This window comes from Consotaella salsifontis (assembly GCF_900167365.1).
Taxonomy (GTDB): domain Bacteria; phylum Pseudomonadota; class Alphaproteobacteria; order Rhizobiales; family Rhizobiaceae; genus Consotaella; species Consotaella salsifontis.
In genome coordinates this window covers 16,233-41,685 of the sequence record NZ_FUXL01000001.1, presented here as the reverse complement: position 1 = coordinate 41,685, position 25,453 = coordinate 16,233, and the positions used below count along the sequence as shown (strand labels likewise).

Sequence of the window (25,453 nt, the reverse complement as noted above, 5' to 3'; positions counted from 1 at the left end):
CGACGGCACGACATTGAAGACGTGGCGAAAACACCGATAATCCGGTCGGGTGCCCGAAGGCGCCACTTCAGACCGCTGTCGCCGCATGTTCGGAACCCGTCAATGAAAATGTTGCGTCTTGTCTTTGGCGATATCGGCCTCGTCATTATCACCGTCTTCGCAAGTTTTATGGGCGTTGGGCAGATCAGTGCTCAGGCCGGACTCGACGCCCCCCAGACCGCGATCATGACGCTGCTGTCGGTCGCCTCCCCCGCTCAGGCAGCGGCCATGCAGATTCTCGCGGACGGCGGCTTCTGGGTGGCCGCGATCGTCACGATGATCGTCGTCAACCTGCGGTTCATCGTCATGTCGGCGTCGATCCTCGGCAGGTTGCCGGCGGGGCGCGGCTGGAGCAATGTCTCGGCGATCGGCCTCATTTCGGCGAGCTCTTTTGCGGTGATCCTGTCGCGGCTGATGGGCAACGCGCCGCGGCGTCCCGCCCTTTACGCCTCTCTCGTCTGCCTGTTCTGCGCAACGGCCGCAACGCTTGGCGCCATCGCCGGCCAGCAGCTCGCCGCGTCGGTGCCATCCGCCATCGGCGCGGTTCTCGGAGCGATCATTCCGGTCTATTTCGCAACGCTGCTTGCCCGGCTCTGGATTTATCGCGGCCTGATGATCCACGCCCTGGCGGGCGCCTTGCTGATCCCGCCGGCCTATTCGGTCATCGGCAGCGTCTCTCTCCTCGTGATGCCCCTGGCGGCGGCGGCGATCCACGCCATGGTCGAGCATCGAGGAGGCCGGAGCGATGACTGACGGCGCGCTGCCCGACTGGCAGCTCTGGGCGGTAGTTCTCGGTGGCGGGATCGCGACGATCGCGCTCCGCCTGGTTCCGCTGGTTCTCGGCGATGCCTTGGCAAGCGAGGGGATCCGCCGCTTCTTCGACCGCGCCGGCACGGGCGTTCTCGGTGGCATCATCGCAACATCAGCGCTGCGTACCGGCCAGACGCTTCTGACCGGCGTTCCGGCGGCGGGGCCGGCCGTCGCCCTCCTCGCGGTCATCGTCGCTTTCGCCCTCGCCGCATGGCGCGGCGGCACCATACTGCCAACGGCGGCGGGATTGGCGCTGATCCTGCTGGCGGGACTGGTCTGAGCCCTACCCCGGCGATCAGCCGATGCGAGCCCGCGGCCGATCGATCAGCGGATAGCTCCGCTTGACCGCCACGGCGACCACCGCCGTGATTGCCGCCTTGATGAGGTCGCCGGGCACAAAGACGCCGGTCGCTGCGAACGCCTTCGCGGGCGCCAGACCGGTGTTGAGGATCATCAACGGGATGCCGACGGCATAGAGAACGAGAATGCCGCCGATGGCGCAATAGGCGAAGGAGGAGACGAGCGAGAGCGAGCGCCAGCCCTTTTCGTGAAGCAACCCCGTGACATAGGCGGCGGGAAGCCAGCCGACGAGGAAGCCGACGGTGGGACCGAAGAAAACGCCGAGCCCGCCGCGCCCGCCGGATAGAATGGGCAGGCCTATCGCGACCAACGCCACCACCAGCAACATCGAGAGCGCGCCGCGCCGGGCGCCGAGAATGGCGCCCGCGAGCATCGGCCCCATGGACTGCGCGGTCACGGGCACACCCAGCAGCGGCACCTGGAGTGGGGGAAAGAGCGCCAGCGCCGCAGTCAGCGCGGCAAAGAGCGCGATGAAGACAACGTCGCGGGTCGAGGTTCGGGCTTCGCTCATTCGGAACTCCTGTCGACTTTCATTTTCAGGCGGGCCACGCGCTCTCCAGCGGCATCCGCATCGAAGCTGCGCGCCTCGACGGCATCGGCAACCGCATCGGCGGTCCTCAGCGTGCGCACGATCAGCGGCAGCGCCAGGGCGACCAGATTCCGATCGAGCCCGCGCGCTCGTTGCGCCTCTCGAATCTCGCCCGCCTGAGCGGCTATCACGGGAATGAAGCGCAAAGCGAGTGCGAAGGCGAGTCCGACCTTCTCGGGATCGACGCCGAGGCGGCGGAACGGCGAAACCACGCGCTCGACGACGGCGATCATCGCCGCCATCGGCGTCGTCAGCGTCACAAGCGCGGCGAGAGCCACCAACGCCGCGATCCGCAGAACGACGAGCGCCGCCAGTGCGAAGGACTCGAACCAGGCCTGGGCCGCGAAGAGGATCACCAGCATCCAAAGGAGGGGGCGGAGCTGGCGCGCGGCATCGCGGAAAGTCAGCCCGGCGGCGGGATAGAGGAGAAGGGCAAGAGCGAGGCAAGCCAGCATCACGCGCCAATCGCCGACCAGAACGACAGCGCTGCCGGCCACGGCCAAGGCAAGAAGCTTGATGCCGGCGGGCATGCGATGAATGGCCGAGGAGCCGCGCGCGTCGGGCTTCGTCAAATCATGCGCTCCACATAAGCCGCGAGCGCCGGCCCCGGCTGATCGTCGGCGATCACCTTTCCCTCGTCGATCACCAGGACCCGGTCGAACGCGTCGAGCAGAGCGAGATCATGAGTGACCACGATCGTCATCTGGTCCAGCGTGCGGATGATCTCCTTCACCTTGCGCGCATTCCTGAGGTCGAGGAGCGTCGTCGGCTCGTCGAAAACGACGCATTGCGGCTCGCTGACCAGCACACCGGCCAGGGCGAGAAGCTGCTTCTCGCCGCCCGACAGGGTGTGGGACGCGTGAGAGCGCAGCCTCGCGAGACCGTAGTGATCGAGCACCCTTTCCACCAGGCGGTCGCGCTCACCGCGCGAAAGCCCCAGCCCCTTGAGACCGAAGGCCACATCCTCCTCCACCATAGGCATGACGATCTGATTGTCGGGATTCTGAAACACGAAGCCGACCTTGGCGCGCACCGCCCTCGCCTCGCGCGCGGTGTCTAGCCCGTCGATCCGCACCTCGCCTTCGCTCGGAACGACGAGGCCGTTGAGCAGGCGAGCGAAGGTGCTTTTTCCCGACCCATTGGCACCGACGACGCCGATGCGCCGCTCCGTCAGAGTCAGATCAATGCCCCGCAAGACCTCGTGCTCGCCAAACCGATGATGCACCGAGCGGAGCTTAATGGTCGTCATGAAGCCACTCCCCCTTCCAGGCCATCGCCGGCGGACGCCCCGCTCCTAGGACCTGACAGCGGGCATCGCAAGCGAGCGGTGCCCCCGCGACCGTCATATGTTTCAGAACATTGCCGCGGGTAAGGAATGGTTGCCGCGCCCCAGCAATGCTCCGCCGTGGATTGACCACCTGGGCCGAGCAGCCATATCGAAGCAACGAAACGTTTCTGGTGATATCGCCCAAACGGGCAGCGGCGCGAGCCGATCGATCCACCGACCTCGGGAAATCTCCTTCATGACAAAGCGGCCTGTCCGCCTGGGCACCCTGCTCATCCTTACGGCCATGCTCGCCGCCTGCTCGCAGCAGGACAGCGGCGCCTCTTCCTCCGCCGGAGCCGGCGGAGCGAGGGGCGGCGGAGCGCGCGGACCGGTCGAGGTGGCGGTGGAGACGCTAAAGACCCAGGACGTGCCGCGCACCACCGAGCTAGCGGGCCGCGTCGCGGCCAAGGCGACCGCCGAGATCCGACCCCAGGTCGACGGCATCGTCAGGAAGATCGTTTTCGAGGAGGGTCGGCCGGTCCACGAAGGCGACGTTCTCTATCAGCTCGACGATCGAGCCTTCCAGGCGGCGCTCAGCGCCGCCAAGGCCGCCGTCAGCAAGGCAGGCGCCAGTACGGCGGCGGCTCAATCAACGTTCGATCGCGTCCAAACCCTGGTCCAGAGCAAGGCCGCCAGCGCCTCGGCCTTGGACGACGCCCGTTCCACCCTGCTTCAGGCGCAAGCGTCGGAAGAAGCGGCAAAGGCGGAACTCCAGGCCGCGCAAATCAACCTCGACAACACCACCATCAAGGCGCCGATCGACGGCATCATCGGCACATCGGTCGTCAGTGTCGGCTCTCTGGTCACCGCCAATCAGTCAGCCGCGATGGCGACCATTCGACAAATCGATCCGATCTATGTCGATCTCGTCGAGACCAGCGTGAACCTTCTGCGCCTGCGCGGCCAGATCCATGCAGGCGAGATCGGCCGCCCCACGTTTGAGCAGACCAAGGTCCACCTGACGCTGGAGAATGGTCAGCAGTACCACGTCGAGGGCCGCCTTTCTCTGGCTGAACCGGTGGTCAGCGAAAGCACCGGCACGTTTTCCCTTCGCGCCGTCTTCGCCAATCCGCACCGGCTTCTTCTGCCGGGCATGTTCGTCCGAGCCACGGTGGAAGTCGGTACCATGAAGAACGCCCTGCTCGTGCCCCAGCGCGCGGTCAGCCGCGACGCCTCGGGCGAGGCGACAGCCTATGTCGTCTCGGCCGACGGCAAGGCGGAAAAGCGCATCCTGACGACGGCGGGCTCAACGAACAACGACTGGATCGTCACCGCAGGCGTGGCGGCGGGCGACCAGCTGATTCTCGACGGATTCCAGAAATTCTCCGACGGCAGCGCCGTGAAGGCGCTTGAGGCGAGCGTGGACGAGGACGGCGTCGTCGCCCAAGACCTCACAGCGGCGCCGAACAAGACGGACGGCGCCCCAAAAGCGCCGGCTTCCGCCAAGCCCGCGAATGACGGGAACGGCGAAGGGGCGGCGAAATGAGTCTCGCGCCTCGCCGCAACGCTCTCGCGAGCTTCTTCATCAGCCGGCCCGTCTTCGCCATCGTCCTCGCCATCGCGACGATGCTCTCGGGCGTGATGGGCATCTACACCCTCGCCATCTCTCAGTATCCCGACATCGCGCCGGTGACCGTGCGCGTCAACGCTACGTATAATGGCGCCACGGCCGAGGCGGTCGAGAACTCCGTGACGACGAAGATCGAGAGCGCGATGACCGGTCTCGAAGGGCTGCTCTACATGGAGTCCTCGTCGTCCACCGGCTCGGCCTCGATCTCGCTGACCTTCGCCAACGGCACCGACCCGGAACTTGCCCAGGTCGAGGTGCAGAACAAGGTGTCGCGCGTCCAGTCGCAGCTGCCCGACATCGTCCAGGATGCCGGCGTCACCGTCTCGCGCTCGCCGTCCGGCATCCTGATGGTCGGAAACATCATCTCGCGCGACGGCCGCTACACCTCGGCCCAGCTTTCCGACATCATGACGAGTCAGATCGAGGACCGCATCGAGCGTGTGAACGGCGTCGGATCGGTGCAGGCCTTCGGCGGCGGCTTCGCCATGCGCATCTGGCTCGACCCTTCGGCGATGCGCAAATACCAGCTGACGCCGAGCGACGTGACCTCCGCCATTTCGGTCCAGAACGTCCAGGTGGCGGCGGGCTCCATCGGCGCCTCGCCCGTTATCCAGGGTCAGCAGCTCAAGGCGAGCATCATCGCCCAGACCCAGATGTCGACCCCCGACGAGTTCCGCCGAATTATCCTGAAGACGACGGCGGACGGCTCGGTCGTGCGCCTGGAGGACGTTGCCCGCGTCGAGGTCGGGCTCGAAAGATACGGACAGAAATCGACCTTCAACGGAATGCCCGCCGCCGGTTTCGGCGTGCAGCTCGCCAGCGGGGCCAACGCCGTCGACACCGCCGAGGGCGTCCACGCCGAACTCGACAGGCTCTCCAGCAGCCTGCCGGAGGGCGTGGAGATCGCCTATTCCTACGAAACGACGCCGTTCGTCGAGCTCTCCATCGAGAAGGTGGTGGAGACATTGATCGAGGCCATCGTCCTCGTCTTCTTCGTGCTCCTGCTCTTTCTCCAGAACATCAGGGCGACGCTGATCCCGATGATCGCGGTTCCCGTGGTCCTGATGGGCACGTTCGGCGTTCTCGCGGCGCTCGGCTTTTCCATCAACATGCTGACCATGTTCGCCATGGTCCTGGCCATCGGCCTCCTGGTGGACGACGCCATCGTCGTCGTCGAGAACGTCGAGCGCATCATGACGGAGGAAGGGCTTTCCGCCCGGGAGGCGACGGAGAAATCCATGGGCGAGATCACCGGCGCGCTGGTCGGCATCGCCCTGGTGCTCACCGCCGTCTTCATCCCGATGGCTTTTTTCTCCGGTTCCGTCGGCGTGATCTACCGCCAGTTCTCGGTAACTGTGGCGAGCGCGATGCTGCTTTCGGTGCTTGTCGCCATCATCCTGACACCGGCGCTCTGCGCGCTCATGCTGAAGCCCTCGCACGGCTTCATCGCCCGCCTGTTCGGCTGGTTCGATCGCGGCTTCGCGCGTGTCACCAACGGCTACGTCTTTACGGTCGCCGGCATTTTGAAGCGGCCCCTCAGGATACTCGTCCTCTTCGCCGCGCTGATCGGCGCCGCCTACTGGACCTTCACTCAACTGCCCTCCTCGTTCCTGCCGCAGGAGGACCAGGGCGTGCTGATGACGCAGATCTCGCTACCCGCCGGGGCCAACGCGACGCGCACGGAAGCTGTGATCAAGCAGGTCGAGGACTATTACCTCAACGAGGAGAAGGATGCCGTCCAGAGCGTCTTCATGAACCTCGGCTTCTCTTTCGGCGGCTCGGGCGAGAATGCCGCGATGGGCTTCATCCGCCTCAAGGATTTTTCGCAGCGCACCGATCCGCGCCTTTCCGCCGCGGCCGTCGCCGCACGCGCCCAGGCCCATTTCAACAAGATCCGCGACGCGCAGATCTTCGCCTTGCAGCCGCCCTCGGTCCAGGGTCTCGGGCAGTCCAACGGCTTTTCCATGTATCTCGAGGATACCGGCAACCAGGGCCGCAACGCCCTCACGGCGGCGGGCAACACGCTGGCCGAGACGGCCAACGCCGACCCGATGATCCAGAACGTGCGCGGCAACACGAAGACGCTGGAGGGCCAGCTCAAGGTCAACATCGACCAGGAGAAGGCCGGGGCGTTGGGCGTGTCCATCAGCGACATCAACAACCTGATCTCGATCGCCTTCTCCGGGCGGGACGTCAACGATTTCGTCTACCAGGGCGACATCAAGCCGGTCTATGTCCAGGCCGACGCGCCTTTCCGAATGCAGCCGAGCGACATCGAGCGCTGGTCGATCCGCAATTCCGGCGGCGAGATGGTGCCGCTGTCCGCCTTCGCCAGCTCGTCCTGGGTCGAGGCATCGCCATCCCTCGCCCGCTTCAACGGCACGCCGGCCATCTCCATGAGCGGCGCCGCCGGCCCCGGCACCAGCTCGGGCGAGGCGATGGACAGGATGGCCGAGCTCGTCTCGCAGATGGACGGCGGCTACTCGGTTTCCTGGGTCGGGCTTTCCTATCAGGAGAAGCTGGCGGGATCGCAGGCGACCATGCTTTACGCCATCTCCCTGCTCGTGGTCTTCCTCTGCCTTGCGGCGCTCTACGAGAGCTGGTCGATCCCGTTCTCGGTGATCCTTGCCGTTCCGGTGGGCGTGTTCGGCGCCCTTCTCGGCGCCTATCTCTTCGGTCAGTCCAACGACGTCTACTTCAAGGTCGGATTGCTGACGACCATCGGCCTCACCGCGAAGAACGCGATCCTCATCGTCGAGTTCGCCAAGGCGATTCAGGAGGAAGGCAAGAGCGCCGTGGAGGCCGTTCTTCAGGCAGCCCGCCTGCGCCTTCGCCCGATCGTCATGACCTCCCTCGCCTTCATTCTCGGCGTCTTGCCGCTGGCGGTGGCGCGCGGCGCCGGCTCGGCCGCGCAGAACGCCATCGGCATCGGCGTCGCGGGCGGCATGATCGCGGCGACCCTGCTCGGCGTCTTCTTCGTGCCGCTTCTCTTCCTCGTCATTTCCCGCATCACTCGCCGTGACAAGGCAAGGACGGAAAGCTCGGACGCCCATCCCTCGCCGGCCGAATAGACGGGCGAACGCGCGTTGACCTCGGCGTCACCCATGTTTTGCCTGGACGCCCTGGCGATTCTCTGACACGACGGGGCGAACAGGCAATACGACAGGGAATGGCACGATGGCGATCGATGGACCTGAGGCAGGGGATCGAGAGCGGATGACGGCGCGACTTCGCGTCGGCCTCTTCGTTACCTGCCTCGTCGATCTCTTCCGCCCCAGCGTCGGTTTTGCCACGGTGAAGCTGCTGGAGGATGCGGGCTGCGTCGTCGAGGTGCCCGAGGCGCAGACCTGCTGCGGCCAGCCGGCCCTCAACTCCGGCGACCGATCTGACGCCGCCGCGCTTGCGCGCCAGGTCATCGACGTCTTTGAAAATTACGATTACGTCGTTGCGCCTTCCGGCTCCTGCGCCGCGACCATGCGCAACGATTACCCCTCCCTGCTCGAGGACGATCCGGCCTACGCAGCGCGCGCTGTAACGTTCTCGGCCAAGGTCTTCGAGCTGACGAGCTTTCTCGCCGACATCTGCCGCGTCACCCATCTGGAGGCGCGGGTCGAGGCGAACGTGACCTATCACGATTCCTGTTCCAGCCTGCGAGGCCTCGGCATCAGGGCGGCTCCGCGCAGGCTGCTCTCCTCCGTCGAGGGCGTGACGCTCACCGAGATGCCGGAGACCGAAGTGTGCTGCGGCTTTGGCGGAACGTTCTGCGTCAAATATCCGGATATCTCCAACGCAATGGTGGCCAAGAAGGCGGCAAATGCGAAGGCAACGGGCGCGCGCATGCTTCTTTCGGGCGATCTCGGCTGCCTGATGAACATCGACGGCAAGCTCAAACGGGATGGCGTCGACATCGAAGTGCGCCATGTTGCTGAGGTACTGGCCGGCATGGTCGACACACCCCCCATCGGAGGAAAGTCATGACGACGCTCTCCTGGCACGACACGACGATCGAGGTGATGACGGGCGACATCACGACGCTGGCGGTGGACGCCATCGTCAACGCCGCCAATGAGAGCCTTCTTGGCGGAGGCGGCGTCGATGGCGCCATCCACCGCGCCGCGGGACCGGGCCTTCGGGCCGAATGCCAGACGCTCCACGGCTGCCCGACGGGCGACGCCAAGATTACCCAGGGTTACGACCTGCCTGCAGCCCATGTGATCCATGCGGTGGGGCCGGTCTGGCACGGCGGCAAGCACGGAGAAGAGGCGCTGCTGGAAAGCGCCTACCGCAATTCCTTCGCCAGGGCGCGGGAGAACGACGTTCACTCCATCGCCTTTCCCGCTATCTCCACCGGCGTCTATCGCTTTCCGAAGGACCGGGCCGCGGCCATCGCCGCTGCGGCGGCACTCGCGGCGGCGGAGAGCGGCGACTTTTCCAGGATCATCCTGTGCTGCTTTTCCGAGAGCGACGCGGCCATCTACGGCGAGGCCCTGACGCGGGCCGCCGAACGATGAAGTCCGCCCTCAGCCTCGATAAGCATCGCCTCTGATCCGCCATGCACCTGACCTCACCGTCCTTCAAGGAAAACTCGGCGCGGGCGCTGGCCGACGCGCCGCTTCAGCGCGCGCTCGCCAAGGTGCCGCTCGGCTTCATCGACAAGCGCCGCGCGGCGGCCGACGCCCTGCCGGAATTCGAGGCGCTGCGCGACAAGGCGGTGGAGATCAAGAACCACGCGCTGAAGCATCTCGACCTTTATCTCGAAGCCTTCGCCGAAAAGGTCGAGGCGGCCGGAGGCACCGTTCACTGGGCGGCCGACGCCGAGGCGGCCCGCGCGATCGTCCTCGACTTGGCGCGGAAGCGTGGCGCCAAGTCCGTCACCAAGTCCAAGTCGATGATCTCGGAGGAGATCGAGCTCAACGATTTCCTTGAACAGAACGGCATCCAGCCGGTCGAGACCGACCTTGGCGAATACATCATCCAGCTCCGGCATGAGCATCCGAGCCACATCATCGCCCCGGCGATCCACGTCAACCGCGATCAGGTCGAGGCGGATTTCCGCCGCGCCCATGCCGATCTCGATCCGCAACGCGATTTGAGCGATCCCCGCTCGCTCCTGGCCGAGGCACGGCAGGTTCTGCGCCGGCGCTATGGCGAAGCGGACATGGGGATAACGGGGGCGAACTTCCTGGTCGCAGAAACCGGCTCGGCGGTGATCGTCACGAACGAGGGCAACGCCGACCTCACCCAGCTTCTCGGCAAGTGCCACGTCGTCATCGCCTCGATCGAGAAGATCGTGCCGACGCTGGAGGACGCCTCGCAGCTCCTACGCGTTCTCGCGCGCTCGGCGACCGGCCAGGACATGTCGGTCTACACCACCGTCGTCACCGGGCCGAAACGCGCCGAGGATCTCGACGGGCCGGAGGAATTCCACGTCGTCCTTCTCGACAACGGGCGCTCGGCCATGCTCGGCACCGAATTCGAGGAGGCGCTGCGCTGCATCCGCTGCGGCGCATGCATGAACCACTGCCCCGTCTATCAGACGATCGGCGGCCACGCCTATGGATGGGTTTATCCCGGTCCGATCGGGGCGGTTCTGACGCCCTCGCTCATCGGCGTCGAGGATGCCGCGCATCTTCCCAACGCCTCCACCTTCTGCGGGCGGTGCGAGGAGGTGTGCCCGGTGCGCATCCCGCTGCCAAAGCTGATGCGGCATTGGCGCGAACGCGAGTTCGAGCGCCATCTCCAGCCGGCGCCGATGCGCTGGGGGCTCGGCTTGTGGGCCTTCGCGGCGCGCCGGCCCGCGCTCTACCGCTGGGGAACGTCGCTGGTTGCTCCCCTGCTCTCCCGCATGGCCGGGAAGAAACAGCGGTTCTCGTCCCTGCCCCTCGCGGGCGGCTGGACGAAGGGACGCGACCTGCCCGCGCCGGAGGGCAAAACCTTCATGCAGCAATGGGCCGAGCGCCGAAGCGCCGCAGGCAAGGCGAAGGCATAATCCATGGCGACCTCCCCACGCGAGACGATGCTCGCCCGCATCCGCCAAGCCGCTGCCGGCGGCGTCAGCCAGGCCGAGCGTCGCAAGGCCGTCGCGGCGCGGCTGGCGGAACATCCGAAAGGCATCGTGCCGGCGCGCGGCCAGATCGACCGGGAGGGGCGCGTCGCGCTGTTCACGGAGATGGCCGGCCGTGCCGGCGCGCGGGTTCAGCGCATCGCGACCTATGACGCGCTGCCGGGCGCCGTCGCCGACTGGCTGCGCGCGGCGAACCTGCCGGCGGAAGTCATCATGTCCGGCGATCCTCGTCTCGCCGCTGCCCCTTTCGAGACAACCGCGCTCTCCATCCGTAATGGCGCGAGCGACGGTAGTGACCTCACCGGGCTCTCCCATGCGGAGGGCGCCATCGCCGAAAGCGGAACGCTGGTCGTCCTCTCCGGCCCGGACAATCCCAACAGCCTCAACTATCTGCCCGACAACCATCTGGTGGCCCTGTCCGCCGACGACGTGGAAGGGGCGATGGAGCCATTCTGGCAGCGACTGAGAATGCACTACGGCGAGGGCGCGATGCCGCGCAGCGTCAACCTCATCACCGGTCCGTCGCGATCGGCCGACATTGAGCAGACCTTGCTCATCGGCGCCCATGGCCCGCGAGAGCTCGTCGTTTTCCTGATCGGCTGAGCCTTATTTTCCAGGCGTCTTTTGCACTGCAAAATGTTCGGGCACGCCGATTTTAAGGGCAGATTTCCTTGCCATGCGTTGGCGCGTCCAATAGCCTGTCCATTCGCAACGTTCGGCGTTGGCGCGCCATGCGCGCCCCACGCCGCCTCAAACATCGTCCGCTCTTGCTGGAAAGGCCCGCATCCGTGAGTTCACCGCTTTCACGTCTCGCCGCCCACTCCCGAGGACTTCTTGCCGGCGCCGCCCTCGTGGCCTTTGCCGGCCTTGCCGCTCCGGCCCTTGCCGAGACGCCGGCGGACACGCTGGTCATCGCCAACTCCATCGACGACATCAAGACCTTCGATCCTGCGCAGAGCTTCGAATGGGCCGGCCAGGACGGCATCAACAACATGTACCAGAAGCTGATCGGCCTGGACCCGAAGACGCTGGAGCTCGCGCCGGGCGTTGCCAAGGAGTGGAGCGTCGCCGACGACGGCGTGACCTACACCTTCAAGATCGACACCAGCCTGAAATTCGCGTCCGGAAACCCGGTGCGGCCGGAAGACGTCGTCTGGTCGCTGCGCCGCGTGGTGAAGCTCGACAAGACGCCCTCCTTCATCATCACCCAGTTCGGCCTGACCAAGGACAACATCGACACCGCCGTCACGGTAGCGGGCGACGACGCGGTGAAGATCGTCACCGACAAGCCCTATGCGCCGTCTTTCTTCTACAATGCGCTGACGGCCGAGGTCGGCTCCATCGTCGATGAAAAGGCCGCGATGGAGCATGAGGAAAATGGCGATATGGCCAATGGCTGGCTCGCCACCCATTCCGCCGGCTCCGGCCCCTACATGCTGAAGGGCTGGAAGCCTAACGAGTCGGTCTTGCTGGACGCCAATCCGAACTGGAAGGGCGACCTCGCCATGAAGCGGGTCTACGTGCGCCATGTCGCCGAACCCGCGACCCAGCGTCTGCTCCTGGAAAAGGGCGATATCGACATCGCCCGCAACCTGACGCCGGAGGATGTCTCCGCGATCGAGAGCAACGATCAGCTCAAGGTCCTGACCGAGCAGCGCGGCCGCATCTATTACCTCGCCGCCACCCAGGTCTATGAGCCGCTGAAGAACGAAAAGGTGGTTGAGGCCATCAAGTACCTGATCGATTACCAGGGCATGGCCGACACCATCGTCAAGGGACAGGTCGCGGTCCATCAGACCCTGCTGCCCAAGGGCTTTCTCGGCGCCATCGATGCCGAACCCTACAAGCTCGACGTTGAGAAGGCGAAGGAGCTTCTGAAGGAAGCCGGCTACCCTGACGGCTTCGAGGTCGAGCTGCTGGTGCGCAACGAGAAGATCCGTACCGATATCGCCCAGGCACTTCAGGCGACACTGGGTCAGGCGGGAATCAAGGCGAACATCCGCACTGCCACAGGTTCGGAAGTCCTTTCCGCCTACCGCGCCCGGAAGACGCAGCTGACCTTGGAGGTCTGGGGTCCGGACTATCCGGATCCGAACACCAATGCTTCCGTCTTCGCCGCCAACCCCGACAACTCGGAAGAGGCGCAGCTGACGGGCAATCTCTCCTGGCGCATCGCCTATCCGGCGACGGAGACCACGCCGATGGTCGAGGCGGCGGTGGTCGAGAAGGACACCGACAAGCGCAAGCAGATGTACGCCGACATCCAGAAGATCAACATGGAGAAGTCGCCCTTCGCCTACATGTTCCAGATTCAGGAGCAGGACGGCGCGGCCAAGGGCGTGGAAAACTTCAGCATGGGCGGCGCGGTCAGTTCGGCCTTCTATTGGCCGGTGACAAAGAGCGCCCAGTAACGAGAGGAATGCGGCCGGCGTTTTCCGCCGGCCGCGCCACCCGCGGCACGGTTCATGATTGTGATAACTTGTCTTCGGCGCCGCGCGCCTGGCTTCGGTCCAGGCGTCCGACGATACGGGTTTGGCTTGCATAACGCGCGCACCGAGGAGCTTCGCGCATGAGTGAGCAACGCGAGAGCGCGCCCGTCCATGGCGATCTGACGGAGGCTGGCGCCGGCGGCGGGCTCATGTTGCCGCGCGTCTTCCGGCATATCGGCAACACCGGCCTCAGCCTCGTCATCACGCTTTTCGGCCTCCTTCTGGTGACCTTCGTCATCGGGCGGCTGGTGCCGGTCGATCCGGTGCTTTCGGTGGTTGGCGAGCGCGCGACGCAGGAGCAGTACGAGACCGCCGCGCGGGCCATGGGCCTCGACAAGCCGATCCCCGAGCAGTTCGCGATCTACGTGAACAGCGTCGCCCATGGCGATTTCGGCCACTCCAATCTGACTGCCCGCCCTGTCGTCGAGGACCTTGCCGACGCTTTTCCGGCAACCCTCGAGCTCGCCACCCTGGCGACGATCCTCGGCGTCCTTTTCGGAGTGCCGGCCGGTGTCGTTTCCGCCGTCAACCAGGGGCGCTGGCCCGATCAGGTGCTGCGCTTCGTCGGCCTGCTCGGCTATTCGATGCCGGTCTTCTGGCTCGGCCTCATCGCGCTTCTCGTGTTCTATGGCCAGCTGGAATGGGTGGGCGGCCCTGGCCGGCTCGATACCTCCTACGAGCTGTCCTACGAGTTTGACGTGACGCGCCATACCGGCTCGATCCTCATCGATTCCGCCCTCTCCGGCGCCTGGGACGTGCTGTTCAACGCTCTCACCCACATCGTCCTTCCGGTCGTCGTGCTCGGCTATTTCTCCCTCGCCTACATCTCGCGCATGACGCGCTCCTTCATGCTGGAGCAGCTGGGACAGGAATATGTGACGACGGCGCGGGTGAAGGGCGTGCCGGAGTGGCGCGTCGTCTGGGTGCATGCCCTTGGCAACGCTGCGGTGCCGCTGATCACCGTCATCGTCCTTTCCTATGCCGCGCTTCTCGAAGGCTCCGTCCTGACGGAGACCGTCTTCGCCTGGCCGGGGCTTGGCCTCTACATCACGAAGGCGCTGTTCGCCGCCGACCTCAACGCCGTCCTTGGCGGCACGGTGGTCATCGGCGTCGTGTTCGTCTGTCTCAACCTCCTGTCCGACCTTCTTTATGTCGCAGTCGATCCGAGGGCGCGATGACGACCGTCGAAAACACGTCAAAGGGTGGCCTCGGGGCGTGGCTCAAGACAGACACACCCACCTCGCGCTTCCACGCCCGCTGCATCAGCATCTGGAACGCCTGGGCGGACCTTTCCGGCAACTTCCTCGCCATGGTCGGTCTCGCCATCATCATCGCCCTGATCCTGATGGCGATCTTCGCGCCGTGGCTAGCGACCGCTAATCCCAACATCCAGCACCTCGGCGATCGTCTCCAGCCACCGGGCTGGCAGGGCCACCTTCTCGGCACCGACGAGCTCGGCCGCGATATCTGGAGCCGCATCGTCTTTGGCGCGCGGGTAACGCTCTACATCGTCGGGCTGGTGGCGGTCACGGCGCCGGTCTTCGGTCTGATCATCGGCGCCGTTGCGGGCACCATCGGCGGCTGGACAGACCGGCTGCTGATGCGTCTCACCGATATCTTCCTGGCGTTTCCGCGCCTCATCCTGGCGCTTGCCTTCGTCGCGGCTCTCGGCCCCGGCATCGTCAACGCGGTGTTGGCGATCGCACTCACCGCCTGGCCGCCCTATGCGCGCGTCGCCCGAGCGGAAACGCTGACGGTGCGGCGCTCTGACTACATCGCCGCGGCGCGGCTGCAAGGGGCGAGCACGCTGCGCATCATCATCGGGCATATCATGCCGATGTGCGTCTCATCGCTCATCATCCGTGTGACACTCGACATGGCGGGTATCATCCTGACGGCTGCCGGTCTCGGCTTTCTCGGGCTCGGCGCTCAGCCGCCGCTGGCCGAATGGGGCGCGATGATCTCCACCGGCCGGCAGTATCTCCTCAGCCACTGGTGGGTCGCCACGATCCCCGGCCTCGCCATCCTGACGGTCAGCCTCGGCTTCAACCTCCTGGGTGACGGACTGCGCGACGTGCTCGATCCGCGAGGCAACCGGCAATGAGTGCTTCCCCATCAACGCCGCTTCTCGACGTGCGCGACCTCAAGGTGCGCTTCGCCACACGAAGAGGCGCCATCGAGGCGGTGCGCGGCATCTCCTTCTCCGTGGGCCGAGAGCGCGTCGGCATCGTCGGCGAATCGGGCTCGGGCAAATCCATGACGGGCCGGGCGATCCTGCGCCTCGTCCGCTCGCCGGGCAGCGCGACCGCCGAGCGCCTCGCACTGGAAGGCATGGAGCTGCAGACCCTCTCGGAGCGCCGGATGCGCGCCGTGCGGGGTCAACGCATCGCCATGATCATGCAGGACCCGAAATACTCGCTGAACCCGGTGATGCGCGTCGGGCGGCAGCTCGTCGAGGCGCTGAAGGTGCATGAGCGCATCTCTTCGCGCGAGGCGACGCGGCGGGCGCTGACCATGTTGGAGGAGGTGCAGATCCGCGATCCCAAGCGGGTTTTCTCGGCCTATCCGCATGAGCTCTCTGGCGGAATGGGCCAACGGGTGATGATCGCGATGATGCTGATCCCGCGCCCCGACCTTCTGATCGCTGACGAGCCGACATCGGCCCTGGACGTCACGGTTCAGCTCGAAGTCCTGAAGATTCTCGATGCCCTGGTGCGCGAGCGCGGCATGGGGCTGATCTTCATCAGCCATGACCTGAAGCTGGTGTCGACATTCTGCGACCGTGTGCTGGTGATGTATCTCGGCCGCATTGTCGAGGAGATCGCAGCCGACCGTCTCCACGAGGCCAGGCATCCCTATACGCGTGGGCTGCTCAACTGCCTGCCGGAAATCGGCGGCTCGCGCGAGCCGCTGCCGGTTCTCGAACGCGACGAGGCATGGGCATGAGCGCCGTTCCCGCTGAGGCGCCCGCCGCGCCCACGCCCAAGCTCTCGGCCAGCAACCTTCAGGTGGTGTTCGGGCACGGCCGTCAGGAGGTGCGCGCGGTGCGCGGCATCTCCTTCAACGTTCGCCCCGAGGAGTCCTTCGGGTTGGTCGGCGAGTCGGGTTCCGGGAAATCGACGGTGCTGCGCGCCATCTGCGGCCTCGCGCCCATTTCCGGCGGCTCCGTATCGATGGACGGCACAGCGATAGAAGGCAGAAGAAGCAAGACCTTCGCGCGCCGCGTTCAGATGGTGTTTCAGGACCCTTACGGCTCGCTTCATCCGCGCCACACGGTCGACCGGGTGCTGTCGGAGCCGCTCGCCATCCACCGCTTCGCGGATCGCGAGGAGCGGGTGGTGGCTGCGCTGAAGGACGTGGGTCTCGACGCGCGCTTTCGGTTTCGCCTGCCGCATCAGCTCTCCGGCGGTCAGCGCCAGCGGATCGCCATCGCCCGCGCGCTCATCGTGGAGCCAGACGTTCTCCTCCTCGATGAGCCGACCTCGGCGCTCGACGCGTCGATCCAGGCGGAGGTGCTCAATCTCCTCCAGCGCCTGAGGGCCGAGAAGAAGCTGACCTATCTCCTCGTCAGCCACGATCTCGCAGTGATCGACCACATGTGCGATCGCCTGCTGGTCATGCAGGGCGGCGAGGCGGTGGAGGAGCTGGACCGGGCGGGACTGAAGGACCACGCCGTCGCCTCCGATTATACGAGGCGGCTTCTGACGGCGAGCGAGGGCTATGTCCGCTGATCCACCGGAAACGGTGTGCCGCGGCTCCCCTGGCCCGGCCGCCAGGGTCTATCCTCGCCCGATCATTTCTTGATTCCCTAACGCCTCCCAGGATTGCCTAAAATGCCCTCGCCCATCGTCTTCGACGGCCACAACGACGTTCTCCTGCGCATCATGGAAGAAGGAACGCCGCGCGCGTTCGAGACCTTCCTCAACGGCGGCGCCGGCGGCCATATCGACCTCAAGCGCGCCGAGACGGGCGGTTTGCGCGGCGGCATGTTCGCGATCTTTCCGCCCTCGCCGCACGAGGCGGACGTGACTTCGCGGATGCCCAAGGGCGGCTACGCGCTACCCCTTCCCGTGCCATTGGAAAAGGCGGTGGCGGAGGTGTCGACCGTTCATATGGCCTCCATCTTGTTCCGTCTGGAGCGCATGTCGAAGGGGCGACTCAAGGTCTGCCGTTCGGTGGCTGATATCGAGGCGGCGTGGGCCGTCGGGGCCATGGCGGCCGTGCTGCACATCGAGGGAGCGGAGGCGCTCGACGAGGACCTTAAGCTGCTCGACGTTCTCCATGCGGCGGGCCTTCGCTCCATCGGCATGGTGTGGAGCCGCAACAACATCTTCGCCGACGGCGTGCCCATGGCCTTTCCCTCCTCCCCCGACGTCGGCGGCGGGCTGAAGGAGCCGGGCAAGAGGCTGGTAGAGCGCTGCAACGAGCTCGGCATCCTTCTCGACCTCTCCCATCTGAACGAAAAGGGCTTCTGGGACGTCGCCGAGCTTTCGAACGCGCCGCTCGTCGCCACCCATTCCAACGCCCACGCGCTCTGTCCCGTCAGCCGCAACCTGACCGACAGCCAGCTCGACGCCATCGCCGCATCGAAGGGCGTCGTGGGGCTCAACTTCGCCACCGCCTTCCTGCGCGAGGACGGGTCGATGGACGACAACACGCCGCTGGAGACGATGCTACGCCATCTCGACCATCTCCTGGGTCGGCTCGGCGAGGACGGCGTAGCCCTCGGCTCCGACTTCGACGGCGCCATGATTCCACGGGCTATTAAGGATGCGGCCGGGTTGCCGGCCCTGTTCTCGGCGATGGAAAGCCGTGGCTATGGCAGCGACCTGATCGAGAAGATCGCCCACAAGAACTGGCTGGGCGTCCTTGGCCGCACATGGAAGACGGCGGCCTGATACGGATCAGAACTGAAGCGGGTTGGTGACGCCTGGAAGCGCGGGATCGACCGGCGCTGGCGGTGCCGGCCGCGGCGCGACGGGGGATGGCGGCGAGACATCGAAGTTGAGGTCGGGGTTCGGCGTGGAGGCTTTGCCGTCCGGCTGGCTCGGAGCCTCCCTCGACCGACGCTCGGCATCCTCGATCGCCTTGCGGATCACGTCTTCTTCCTCTGCTGCCGCTTTTGCGGCCTCCTCTGCCTTCTGGCGCTCAAGCGCCTGGCGCTCGCGCTCGGCGACGGCTTCAGCCTCGGTGCGCAGCCTGTCCCGCTCGCCGGCGCGCCAGCGGTAGAAGCGGACCTCGCGACGCAGCCGCAGCTTTTCCTGAAGCGCCTCCTGCATCGCCTCCACCCGCTCCTGCTCCTTCTCGAGCCTTCGAACGGAAAGATAGTTGGCCAGAGAGCTGACGTCCGCCTCAAGCCGGGGCGCCGCCAGGCTGCCAGAAATCGTGTAATCGACCAGCGGGTCGGCGCCCTCGACCTTTTCGTCGCCCGCGTCGAGGGCCAGTTGCGCCTGCCCCTGCAAGGCGGCATCGGCGAGGTCGACCTCGCCGCTGAGAGTGAGCGTACCGCCGTCGGTCTGGAGCGTCACGGGCGCGAAGCGCGCGATGCCGCCGGCGACGGAGAATCGGGAGCTGGCCGAGGGGACCGGAACCGTAGCCCCCTGATCGAGGCCGGAAACGACAGCGGAAACGGTCCGCTGGCTGATCTCGAATCCCTCCTTGTCGGCGGCCGCAACGATGGGGCCGAACATGGTCGGGGCAATGCCCGGCAGCGCTGCATCGCGCACCTCCACCTCTCCCGCCCCCGTCATGGCCGAGAGCATTGCCCGGTAGGATTGGCCGGTGGCGTCAAGCGCGATTTCTCCGCCGAACGTGCCGGGTATCGATCCGTCGTCCTGCCCCAGGAACAGGCGGTCCAGCGCGATGCCCGAGCCCTTCGCCGTCATGGAGAAACCGCCAACGCCATTGACGTTCTTCAGCGCGAGGCTTCCCGCGATCTCGGCTGTGCCGATTCCTCCTTTGGCATCGGAAAGGAGCAGTTGTGATGCGTCGTTGGACAAATGCGCGGAGAGGCCTGCGACGGCAGATGCCCCGCCCAGGTCGAAACGCTGCACGGAAAGATCAAGGTCCGCATCGGGAAGCGGAAAGGGCGAGCCGAATCCCGCCGATGACCAGCCGCCGTCCGGATCCAGCGGCGGCCGGCCATAGACCAGTTCGGCGAGCCACGGCAGCGACAATTCGGACAGGCGGAGATCGCCGGTGACAGGACCTTCCTCGGTCTTTCGCAACGCGCCGGCGACCGTGACACCGGCGAGCGAGCCCTGCCAACCGTCAAGCGTCCAGTCGCCCTTGTACCAGGAGATGTCGGCGGTCATGTCGACCGGCATCGACAGGTCCGCGGTTTGGCCCAAGAAGCCGCCACCTGCGAGAAGCCAAGACGCGAAGTCCTCGCTTCGGGCGATCAGCGAGGCTTCGAGACTGTCTATGCCCTCCGCTGAAATCTCCACCGTTCCGTTGGCCGCGAGTTCGGAACCCGGCGCCCTCAGGGCCGCGCTCAACATCGCCGGACCCGTCTTTTCGCCGGAGAGGGAAAGCTGGAGCGAGAGCGGCGCGGGCACGTCCACAGGGAGGGCATCGAACCCCAGCTGGGTCAACAGTTGCGGCGGATCGTCGTTGGTCAGGCCAAGATTGACGCCGTAGCGGCCGCTTTCGGTGGCAATGGCAAAGCCATTTTCCAACGCGATGGAACTGTCGATCCTGGTGCCGCCCGCCGAGCCGGCCACGGTGATGCGCAGCGCCGGCACACCGTTCGAGGTATGCTCATCGGTTCGCAGCCGAGCCTTGAGGCGCAGTGGACCGAAGGACGGCGCCCGCCGCGCCAGGACCGGAAGAACCGGGCTTTCCGGCAGACGCTGGCTCAGGAAGTCGATGATCGCCTCCGGCCGTTCGCTCTCGACGGAGATGGAGAGATCGCCCTGCGGGTTGGCCCTGAGGCCGGAAAGCTCGCCCGAGGCGGAAAGGTCGCTTCCGGCAAGATCGTCCACCGACAGCCTGGAAACCGAAAGCCGATTGCCGTCATAGGAGAATTCCGCCGCGACGGCGCGCGCGGAGGCTCCCTTGTATGAAACGGGGCCGGCGGAGAAGGCAACGTTGTAGCGGCTCGCCTCAGCCAGCGAGTCGGTCTGCCCGGTGAAGAGTTTCGAGAACGCTTGAATGGCGTCGAGGTTTGCAGCTCCGCCGTAAAGGCGCGCGTTGAGCGCCCTCTGGCCACTGGCTCCGCTGCGCTTCAGGCTGCCCTTCAAGGTGTTTCCGCCGACGTCCACCTCCAGGTCGTTGAAGATCTGCGCGTCTTCCGAAAGATCGACCTTGGCTGAAAAGCCTGCACGGTTCAGCCCCCGAACCGCAGGATCGACAGCCCCCGACAGCCAGGATGAGAAGCCCGCCGGCTGGCGCGAGGCCAGAAGGAGATCGCCCTTGAAGCGCAGACGCGGCCCGAGATCGAGCGTCCCGTCGGCCGATAGCTGCGTGCGGCCCGGAAGTTCTGCGGAAAGCCGAGCGAGCGACCAGCCCGCATCGGTCGGCGAAGCGGCAACGGACACCTCGCGCACCGTCGTATCGCCAACGACGACCACCGGCAGCGACAGCTGTATGGTTCCCGGTATCTCGGGGCGCGGCACCATCGCCAGGACGCGGCGCACCGCCTCCAGCCGCTCGTCCAGCCCCACGGCGCCGGCAGTGCTCTCGGTCTCACCGGACGCAAGCGTGTCGACATCCACCTGCTCGCCTTCAAGGTCGAGCACGAAGGACGGGTTGGGCGCAATGTTCAATCGCCCCGCGCCGGTCAGAACATAGGGTGCCTTGGGCGGCCCGGCCGAAACGCGGAGGTCGGTGAGGTCGACCGCATCGGCCGACGCTTCGATGGTGCTCGTGGCCTGTACCGGCGGCAGGACGGCGCCACCGGGCCGCACGCGATCGCTGCGGTCCGTCGCCGCCTCATCCGGCTCTGCAGCGCCGAAGACGTTGCCTTCGGTGGCGGGCGCGGGGGCGGCGAGCGGGCTCGACACGCGCAAAGATCCACTGATTTGGGGAAGACCCTCCTCCATCGTCGCGCGGCCGTCGACGACAAAGCCAGCATCAACCTCGGGCGCGTCAAGACGCACTTTCAGCGGCAATCCCCCCTCTTCCCCCGATGAGCCGGTGCTGATGGAGAAACCCAGCTGATGGCCGTCTGCGGTCAGCGTTCCCTCGCCTGAAAGTGGCCCCTGAAGTGAGCGGGCGGACAAATGGGCTTCGACGTTCCGAAGGTAATGGATGCGGGTCGTGCGATCGTTGCGCACGACGATGGTGCCATCCTCGATCGTGATGTTCTCGAGAACCACCGTCGCCGATGTCGGAATGTCGGGGGCGGCGAAGACCCACTCCATCGCGCCCTCGCGCGGCAGGCCGAGAACGAGGTTCGGCTCCTCCAGGTTCATGGAGAAGATGCGGATTTCGCCGGAAAGATAGGGGGCCAGCTCGGCATCCATGCGGAAGCGCTTGACCGTCATCACGATCTCTCCAGCGTCATTCCTGACCTCGACGTCGGAGAACGTGACAGAGGGGAACGGCAACAGACGCGCCGACGCCTCGCCCTCGACGACGACATGGCGGCCAAGAATGCGGCTGGCCTCGCGCTCGAAATCGGCTCGGTAGACGGACCAATCGATAAAGAAAGGCGCTACCAGCGCCGCGACCAACGCCAGTACCAAAAGAGTGCCGATGGCGACAAAGGCCCTGAGCAGGATCTCCCTCCTTGGCTGAAACCTCTTCGGCCTTTTTGCCGGCGCGGCTTCAGCGATCCGTTCTCCCCGTATCCGCTTGATCGATCAAGCGGCCGCTATCCCTCACGGTCCGGCCCGGCGGGCAAGCGCTGGACTCATTTCGAGATAGGTCAGAACCCCAACGCTTTGTCGAGTGCAAGACGCCTCAAGACAAGGAGAATATCTTGCCTGGGTTCATGATGTCGCGGGGGTCGAGCGCCTGCTTGACCGCCCGCATCACATCGACTGCCGGTCCGAGCTCGGCGTCGAGATATCCCCGCTTGCCCTGGCCGATGCCGTGTTCGCCGGTGCACGTGCCGTCGAAAGCCAGCGCACGGGCCGCGAGACGCGCCATGAACCCCTCGGCGGCGGCGATCTCGGCGGGCTGTTCCGTATCAATCAAGAGCAGAACGTGGAAGTTTCCGTCGCCGACATGGCCGATGATCGGTCCTATCAGGTCCGACGCGGCAAGGTCCTTCTGCGTCTCCGCGATGCACTCGGATAGTGCCGAGACGGGAACGCAGACATCTGTCGGAATGCCCTTGCAGCCGGGGCGAAGGGTCAGAACATCCCAATAATGGTGGTGACGCGCCTTCCAAAGGCGGGCACGATCCTCCGGCCGCGTCGCCCGCTGGACCTCGCCTCCGCCGAATTCGGCGGCGATGGCGGAAAACGCCTGCGACTGCTCGTCGACGGAAGCAGCCGACCCATGAAACTCCAGGAACAGGCAAGGCGACGGGTCGAGGCCGAGCTTCGACGCGCTGTTGGCAGCGCCGACCGCTGCCTCGTCCATAAGCTCGATGCGGGCGACGGGAATGCCGCTCTGGATCGTCATTATGACGGCGTCGCAGGCGTCCTTGACGGTCGGGAATGGGCAGACGCCGGAGAGGATCGTCTCCGGAATGCCGGCGAGCCGCAAATTGAGGCTGGTGATGATGCCGAGCGTTCCCTCGGAGCCGACAAGCAGTCGCGTCAGGTCATAGCCCGCGCTCGTCTTCTTGGCGCGCCGCGCTGTTCGCACGAGGCTTCCGTCAGGCATGACGGCGTTGAGCGCGATGACGTTGTCGCGCATGGTGCCGTAGCGCACCGCGTTGGTGCCCGAGGCGCGGGTTGCGGCCATGCCGCCAAGCGTCGCGTCGGCGCCGGGATCAATGGGGAAGAACAGGCCCGTGTCGCGCAGGTGGCTGTTGAGCGTTTCGCGCGTGATGCCGGCTTCCACCACGCAATCGAGGTCCTCGGCATGAACCGCCAGCACGCGGTTCATCCGGGAGAGGTTCAGAGCGATGCCGCCGAAGGGTGCGTTCACATGCCCCTCCAGCGACGAGCCCGCGCCAAAGGGAACGATGGGGCAGCCGTGTCGCCCGCAAATGCCGACGATCGTCTGAACCTCGGCCTCGGTCTCGGCGAAGACGACCGCATCCGAAAGCTGGGCCGGCAGATAGGTCGTCGAGTGGGCATGAGCGCGGCGAACGTCCTCGCCGGTGACGACCCGTTCCCCGAAAAACGATTTCAGCTCGGCGATGGCGGCGGGAATTCCCGGCCGGCGTTCCCGCCTTTCATTCAAGATCTCGGCGAGCGCCATGTTGTCCCTGCTCCCGTTGACGCGCGATACGGCTGGCCAAGCTCAACCGTAGTGGTTGCGAACCACGGCCCGCGCGATCTCCTCGCGGCCGATGACGCCGACGATATCCTCGGGACGCGGGACGCCGCGCACGTCCTTGACGACGATGGCGTAGGAGCGCTGTCGCCGGCTCATGCGCGTCATCACGGTGTTCAGGATCGAGTTCTGGCCGGCAATGATGAATTCGGTTTCGCCGATCTCGCCCAGTGTCTGACCGGCATATCTGTCAGCATGATAGGGGATGGTCAGGAAGCGGACGAAACCGATGATGCGGTTGCCATCGGAAAGAACAACGCGCGTATGTTCCGGATCCACTTCCTTGAGCGCCTCCACCACAGTCATCGAAGCGGGCAGCACCTTGAAATCGCGGGCCATGACATCCGTCACCGGCTGCACCAGAAACATGTTGGTGGTGCGGTCCACGGGGATCGGCTTACCGCGATTACGAAGCTTGATGGTGTAGATATCGGCAACGATCAGCGCACGTCGCACTCCCAGGGCGACGGCGACGGCGAGAACCAGCGGCAAGATAATCTGATAGTCGCGGGTCATCTCGAAGATCATGACGATGGCCGTCATGCCCGCGCTGGTGGCACTGCCGACCATGGCGCCCATGCCGATGATCGCAAAGATCTCCGGCGAGAGGTTAAAGCCGGGCAGAAGCTGATTGCCGATAAGGCCGATGGCGCCGCCAAGCGTCGCCCCCATGAACAGGCAAGGCGAGAAAATTCCGCCAGACGCTCCCGAACCGAGACTAAAGCAGGTTGCCACCAGCTTGCCCACGAAGAGCAACAGCAGCAGCGCGACACCCATGTGCTCGCCGTTGAGGACCGCCTGAATCGTCGCGTAACCGGCGCTTAGAACGTGATACTGGCCGGAGGCGAGCAGAAAGACATAGCCGGTGATGCCCACGATCGTCATGCCGATGACGTTCTGGAGATAGGGATTGAGCTTGGAATCCTCGAAAACCGTCTCGGCCTTCGCCAGCGCTCTAATAAAGATCCATGCGGCGACACCCATGATGGCGCCAAGAATCCCGGCTACGACTAGTTCGGCCAAATTAACCGGTTCCAGTCCCATGTCCTGGAGCGGCACGACGAAGGCCGAAGCCGCTCCCATGGCGTAGCGGTAGGTGTAGGTGGAGGTCGCCGTGGCCACGACGACGGGTAGAAAGGTTCGCGTCGAGACTTCCGGCAGAAGGATTTCCGAAGCGAAGAGCATACCGCCGAGCGGCGTGTTGAATGTTGCGGCCATGCCGGCGCCAGCGCCGGCAGAAAGCAGCGTGATCTTCTGGTGCTGGACGAGACCGAGAAGCCGTCCGAATGTCGAACCAAAGGACGAGCCGATCTGAATGAACGGTCCCTCACGACCGACCGACGCGCCCGTGCCGATCGAGATGGCAGAGGCGACCGACTTGATGACGGCGACAACGCCACGAACGTTTCCGCCCTTGTGGTAGATGGCGTACATCACCTCCGGCACGCCGTGCCCCCGCGCCTCGGGCGCATAGGTTTCCACCAGATATACAACGATCAATCCGCCGAGCACCGGCACGAGGATGATGGCAGCACCCCACGGGCTGGGCGGACCAAAGGAATTGGTATCGAGAAACGGACTGACGACGCCATAGAACGAGAAATTGTAGATCAGCGCGATCAGATACTTGAAGACGATTGCTCCAAGCCCGGCGATAATGCCGACGATCAGCGACAACACCAGCATCATCGGCAGCTTCACCTCGCGCAGGGGCGGCGCACCCGCCTCCGGTGCGGGCTGCGCAGCGGAAACGGCGGTGGAGCTCTGTGACATCGGAAGCGGCTATTCGTTCTCGAGTTGGAAGGGGCCC

The 25,453-nt window shown here is 65.5% G+C and carries 20 protein-coding genes; 14 read left to right on the top strand and 6 right to left on the bottom strand.

The window, feature by feature from the left end; translation table 11 throughout:
• Window positions 1-102: 102 nt before the first annotated feature.
• Window positions 103-792 (top strand): AzlC family ABC transporter permease, encoded by a 690-nt coding sequence (locus tag B5D38_RS00170; RefSeq protein ID WP_207552860.1) that lies wholly within the window; start codon window positions 103-105, stop codon window positions 790-792.
• On the top strand, window positions 785-1,129 hold the full coding sequence (locus tag B5D38_RS00165; RefSeq protein ID WP_078706370.1) for an AzlD domain-containing protein: 345 nt from the start codon (window positions 785-787) through the stop codon (window positions 1,127-1,129). The genes B5D38_RS00170 and B5D38_RS00165 overlap by 8 nt, the downstream gene beginning before the upstream one ends.
• 15 nt (window positions 1,130-1,144) lie before the next feature.
• Here the strand turns inward: B5D38_RS00165 and B5D38_RS00160 are convergent, their stop codons facing one another.
• The 3 genes from B5D38_RS00160 to B5D38_RS00150 are packed head-to-tail and all read right to left on the bottom strand — an operon-like array spanning window position 1,145 to window position 3,047.
• Complete coding sequence (locus tag B5D38_RS00160; RefSeq protein WP_078706369.1) at window positions 1,145-1,720, bottom strand: biotin transporter BioY; 576 nt, start codon at window positions 1,718-1,720, stop codon at window positions 1,145-1,147.
• On the bottom strand, window positions 1,717-2,370 hold the full coding sequence (locus tag B5D38_RS00155) for an energy-coupling factor transporter transmembrane component T family protein (protein ID WP_245318687.1): 654 nt from the start codon (window positions 2,368-2,370) through the stop codon (window positions 1,717-1,719). The genes B5D38_RS00160 and B5D38_RS00155 overlap by 4 nt, the downstream gene beginning before the upstream one ends.
• Entirely contained in the window at window positions 2,367-3,047 is a 681-nt protein-coding gene (locus tag B5D38_RS00150; RefSeq protein ID WP_078706368.1) for an energy-coupling factor ABC transporter ATP-binding protein, read from the bottom strand. Before B5D38_RS00150 ends, B5D38_RS00155 begins: the two co-directional genes overlap by 4 nt.
• Before the next feature lie 274 nt (window positions 3,048-3,321).
• Here B5D38_RS00150 and B5D38_RS00145 point away from each other — a divergent pair, with 274 nt between their 5' ends.
• The 12 genes from B5D38_RS00145 to B5D38_RS00090 all read left to right on the top strand — a co-directional run bounded on the left by B5D38_RS00145 (window position 3,322) and on the right by B5D38_RS00090 (window position 18,146).
• Window positions 3,322-4,611: an efflux RND transporter periplasmic adaptor subunit gene (locus tag B5D38_RS00145; protein ID WP_078706367.1), complete on the top strand. Its 1,290-nt coding sequence runs from the start codon at window positions 3,322-3,324 to the stop codon at window positions 4,609-4,611.
• Complete coding sequence (locus B5D38_RS00140) at window positions 4,608-7,766, top strand: efflux RND transporter permease subunit (RefSeq protein ID WP_078706366.1); 3,159 nt, start codon at window positions 4,608-4,610, stop codon at window positions 7,764-7,766. Before B5D38_RS00145 ends, B5D38_RS00140 begins: the two co-directional genes overlap by 4 nt.
• A 106-nt stretch (window positions 7,767-7,872) precedes the next feature.
• The gene (locus tag B5D38_RS00135; protein ID WP_207552859.1) at window positions 7,873-8,673 is read left to right on the top strand and encodes a (Fe-S)-binding protein; all 801 of its coding nucleotides are present in this window, start codon (window positions 7,873-7,875) and stop codon (window positions 8,671-8,673) included.
• On the top strand, window positions 8,670-9,206 hold the full coding sequence (locus B5D38_RS00130) for an O-acetyl-ADP-ribose deacetylase (protein WP_078706364.1): 537 nt from the start codon (window positions 8,670-8,672) through the stop codon (window positions 9,204-9,206). Before B5D38_RS00135 ends, B5D38_RS00130 begins: the two co-directional genes overlap by 4 nt.
• Window positions 9,207-9,247: 41 nt before the next feature.
• Window positions 9,248-10,684, top strand: coding sequence for a LutB/LldF family L-lactate oxidation iron-sulfur protein (locus B5D38_RS00125; RefSeq protein ID WP_078706363.1), 1,437 nt, complete (start codon window positions 9,248-9,250; stop codon window positions 10,682-10,684).
• Window positions 10,685-10,687: 3 nt separating this feature from the next.
• Window positions 10,688-11,362 carry a LutC/YkgG family protein gene (locus B5D38_RS00120; RefSeq protein ID WP_078706362.1) on the top strand — a complete coding sequence of 225 codons (675 nt, stop codon included), beginning with the start codon at window positions 10,688-10,690 and terminating at the stop codon, window positions 11,360-11,362.
• A gap of 185 nt (window positions 11,363-11,547) precedes the next feature.
• Window positions 11,548-13,170 (top strand): ABC transporter substrate-binding protein, encoded by a 1,623-nt coding sequence (locus tag B5D38_RS00115; protein ID WP_245318685.1) that lies wholly within the window; start codon window positions 11,548-11,550, stop codon window positions 13,168-13,170.
• Window positions 13,171-13,328: 158 nt separating this feature from the next.
• A complete protein-coding gene (locus B5D38_RS00110) occupies window positions 13,329-14,426 on the top strand; it encodes an ABC transporter permease (RefSeq protein WP_425349297.1) in 1,098 nt (365 codons plus the stop codon).
• Complete coding sequence (locus B5D38_RS00105) at window positions 14,423-15,352, top strand: ABC transporter permease (protein WP_078706360.1); 930 nt, start codon at window positions 14,423-14,425, stop codon at window positions 15,350-15,352. The genes B5D38_RS00110 and B5D38_RS00105 overlap by 4 nt, the downstream gene beginning before the upstream one ends.
• On the top strand, window positions 15,349-16,194 hold the full coding sequence (locus B5D38_RS00100) for an ABC transporter ATP-binding protein (protein ID WP_078706359.1): 846 nt from the start codon (window positions 15,349-15,351) through the stop codon (window positions 16,192-16,194). The genes B5D38_RS00105 and B5D38_RS00100 overlap by 4 nt, the downstream gene beginning before the upstream one ends.
• On the top strand, window positions 16,191-16,979 hold the full coding sequence (locus B5D38_RS00095; RefSeq protein WP_078706680.1) for an ABC transporter ATP-binding protein: 789 nt from the start codon (window positions 16,191-16,193) through the stop codon (window positions 16,977-16,979). Before B5D38_RS00100 ends, B5D38_RS00095 begins: the two co-directional genes overlap by 4 nt.
• A gap of 102 nt (window positions 16,980-17,081) precedes the next feature.
• The gene (locus B5D38_RS00090; protein ID WP_078706358.1) at window positions 17,082-18,146 is read left to right on the top strand and encodes a dipeptidase; all 1,065 of its coding nucleotides are present in this window, start codon (window positions 17,082-17,084) and stop codon (window positions 18,144-18,146) included.
• 6 nt (window positions 18,147-18,152) lie between these two features.
• Here the strand turns inward: B5D38_RS00090 and B5D38_RS00085 are convergent, their stop codons facing one another.
• The 3 genes from B5D38_RS00085 to B5D38_RS00075 form a co-directional block, all read right to left on the bottom strand.
• On the bottom strand, window positions 18,153-21,947 hold the full coding sequence (locus B5D38_RS00085) for an AsmA family protein (RefSeq protein ID WP_280949360.1): 3,795 nt from the start codon (window positions 21,945-21,947) through the stop codon (window positions 18,153-18,155).
• Window positions 21,948-22,152: 205 nt separating this feature from the next.
• Window positions 22,153-23,568 carry an FAD-binding oxidoreductase gene (locus B5D38_RS00080; RefSeq protein ID WP_078706356.1) on the bottom strand — a complete coding sequence of 472 codons (1,416 nt, stop codon included), beginning with the start codon at window positions 23,566-23,568 and terminating at the stop codon, window positions 22,153-22,155.
• 42 nt (window positions 23,569-23,610) lie between these two features.
• Entirely contained in the window at window positions 23,611-25,416 is a 1,806-nt protein-coding gene (locus B5D38_RS00075; protein WP_078706355.1) for a chloride channel protein, read from the bottom strand.
• Between the last annotated feature and the right edge of the window lie 37 nt (window positions 25,417-25,453).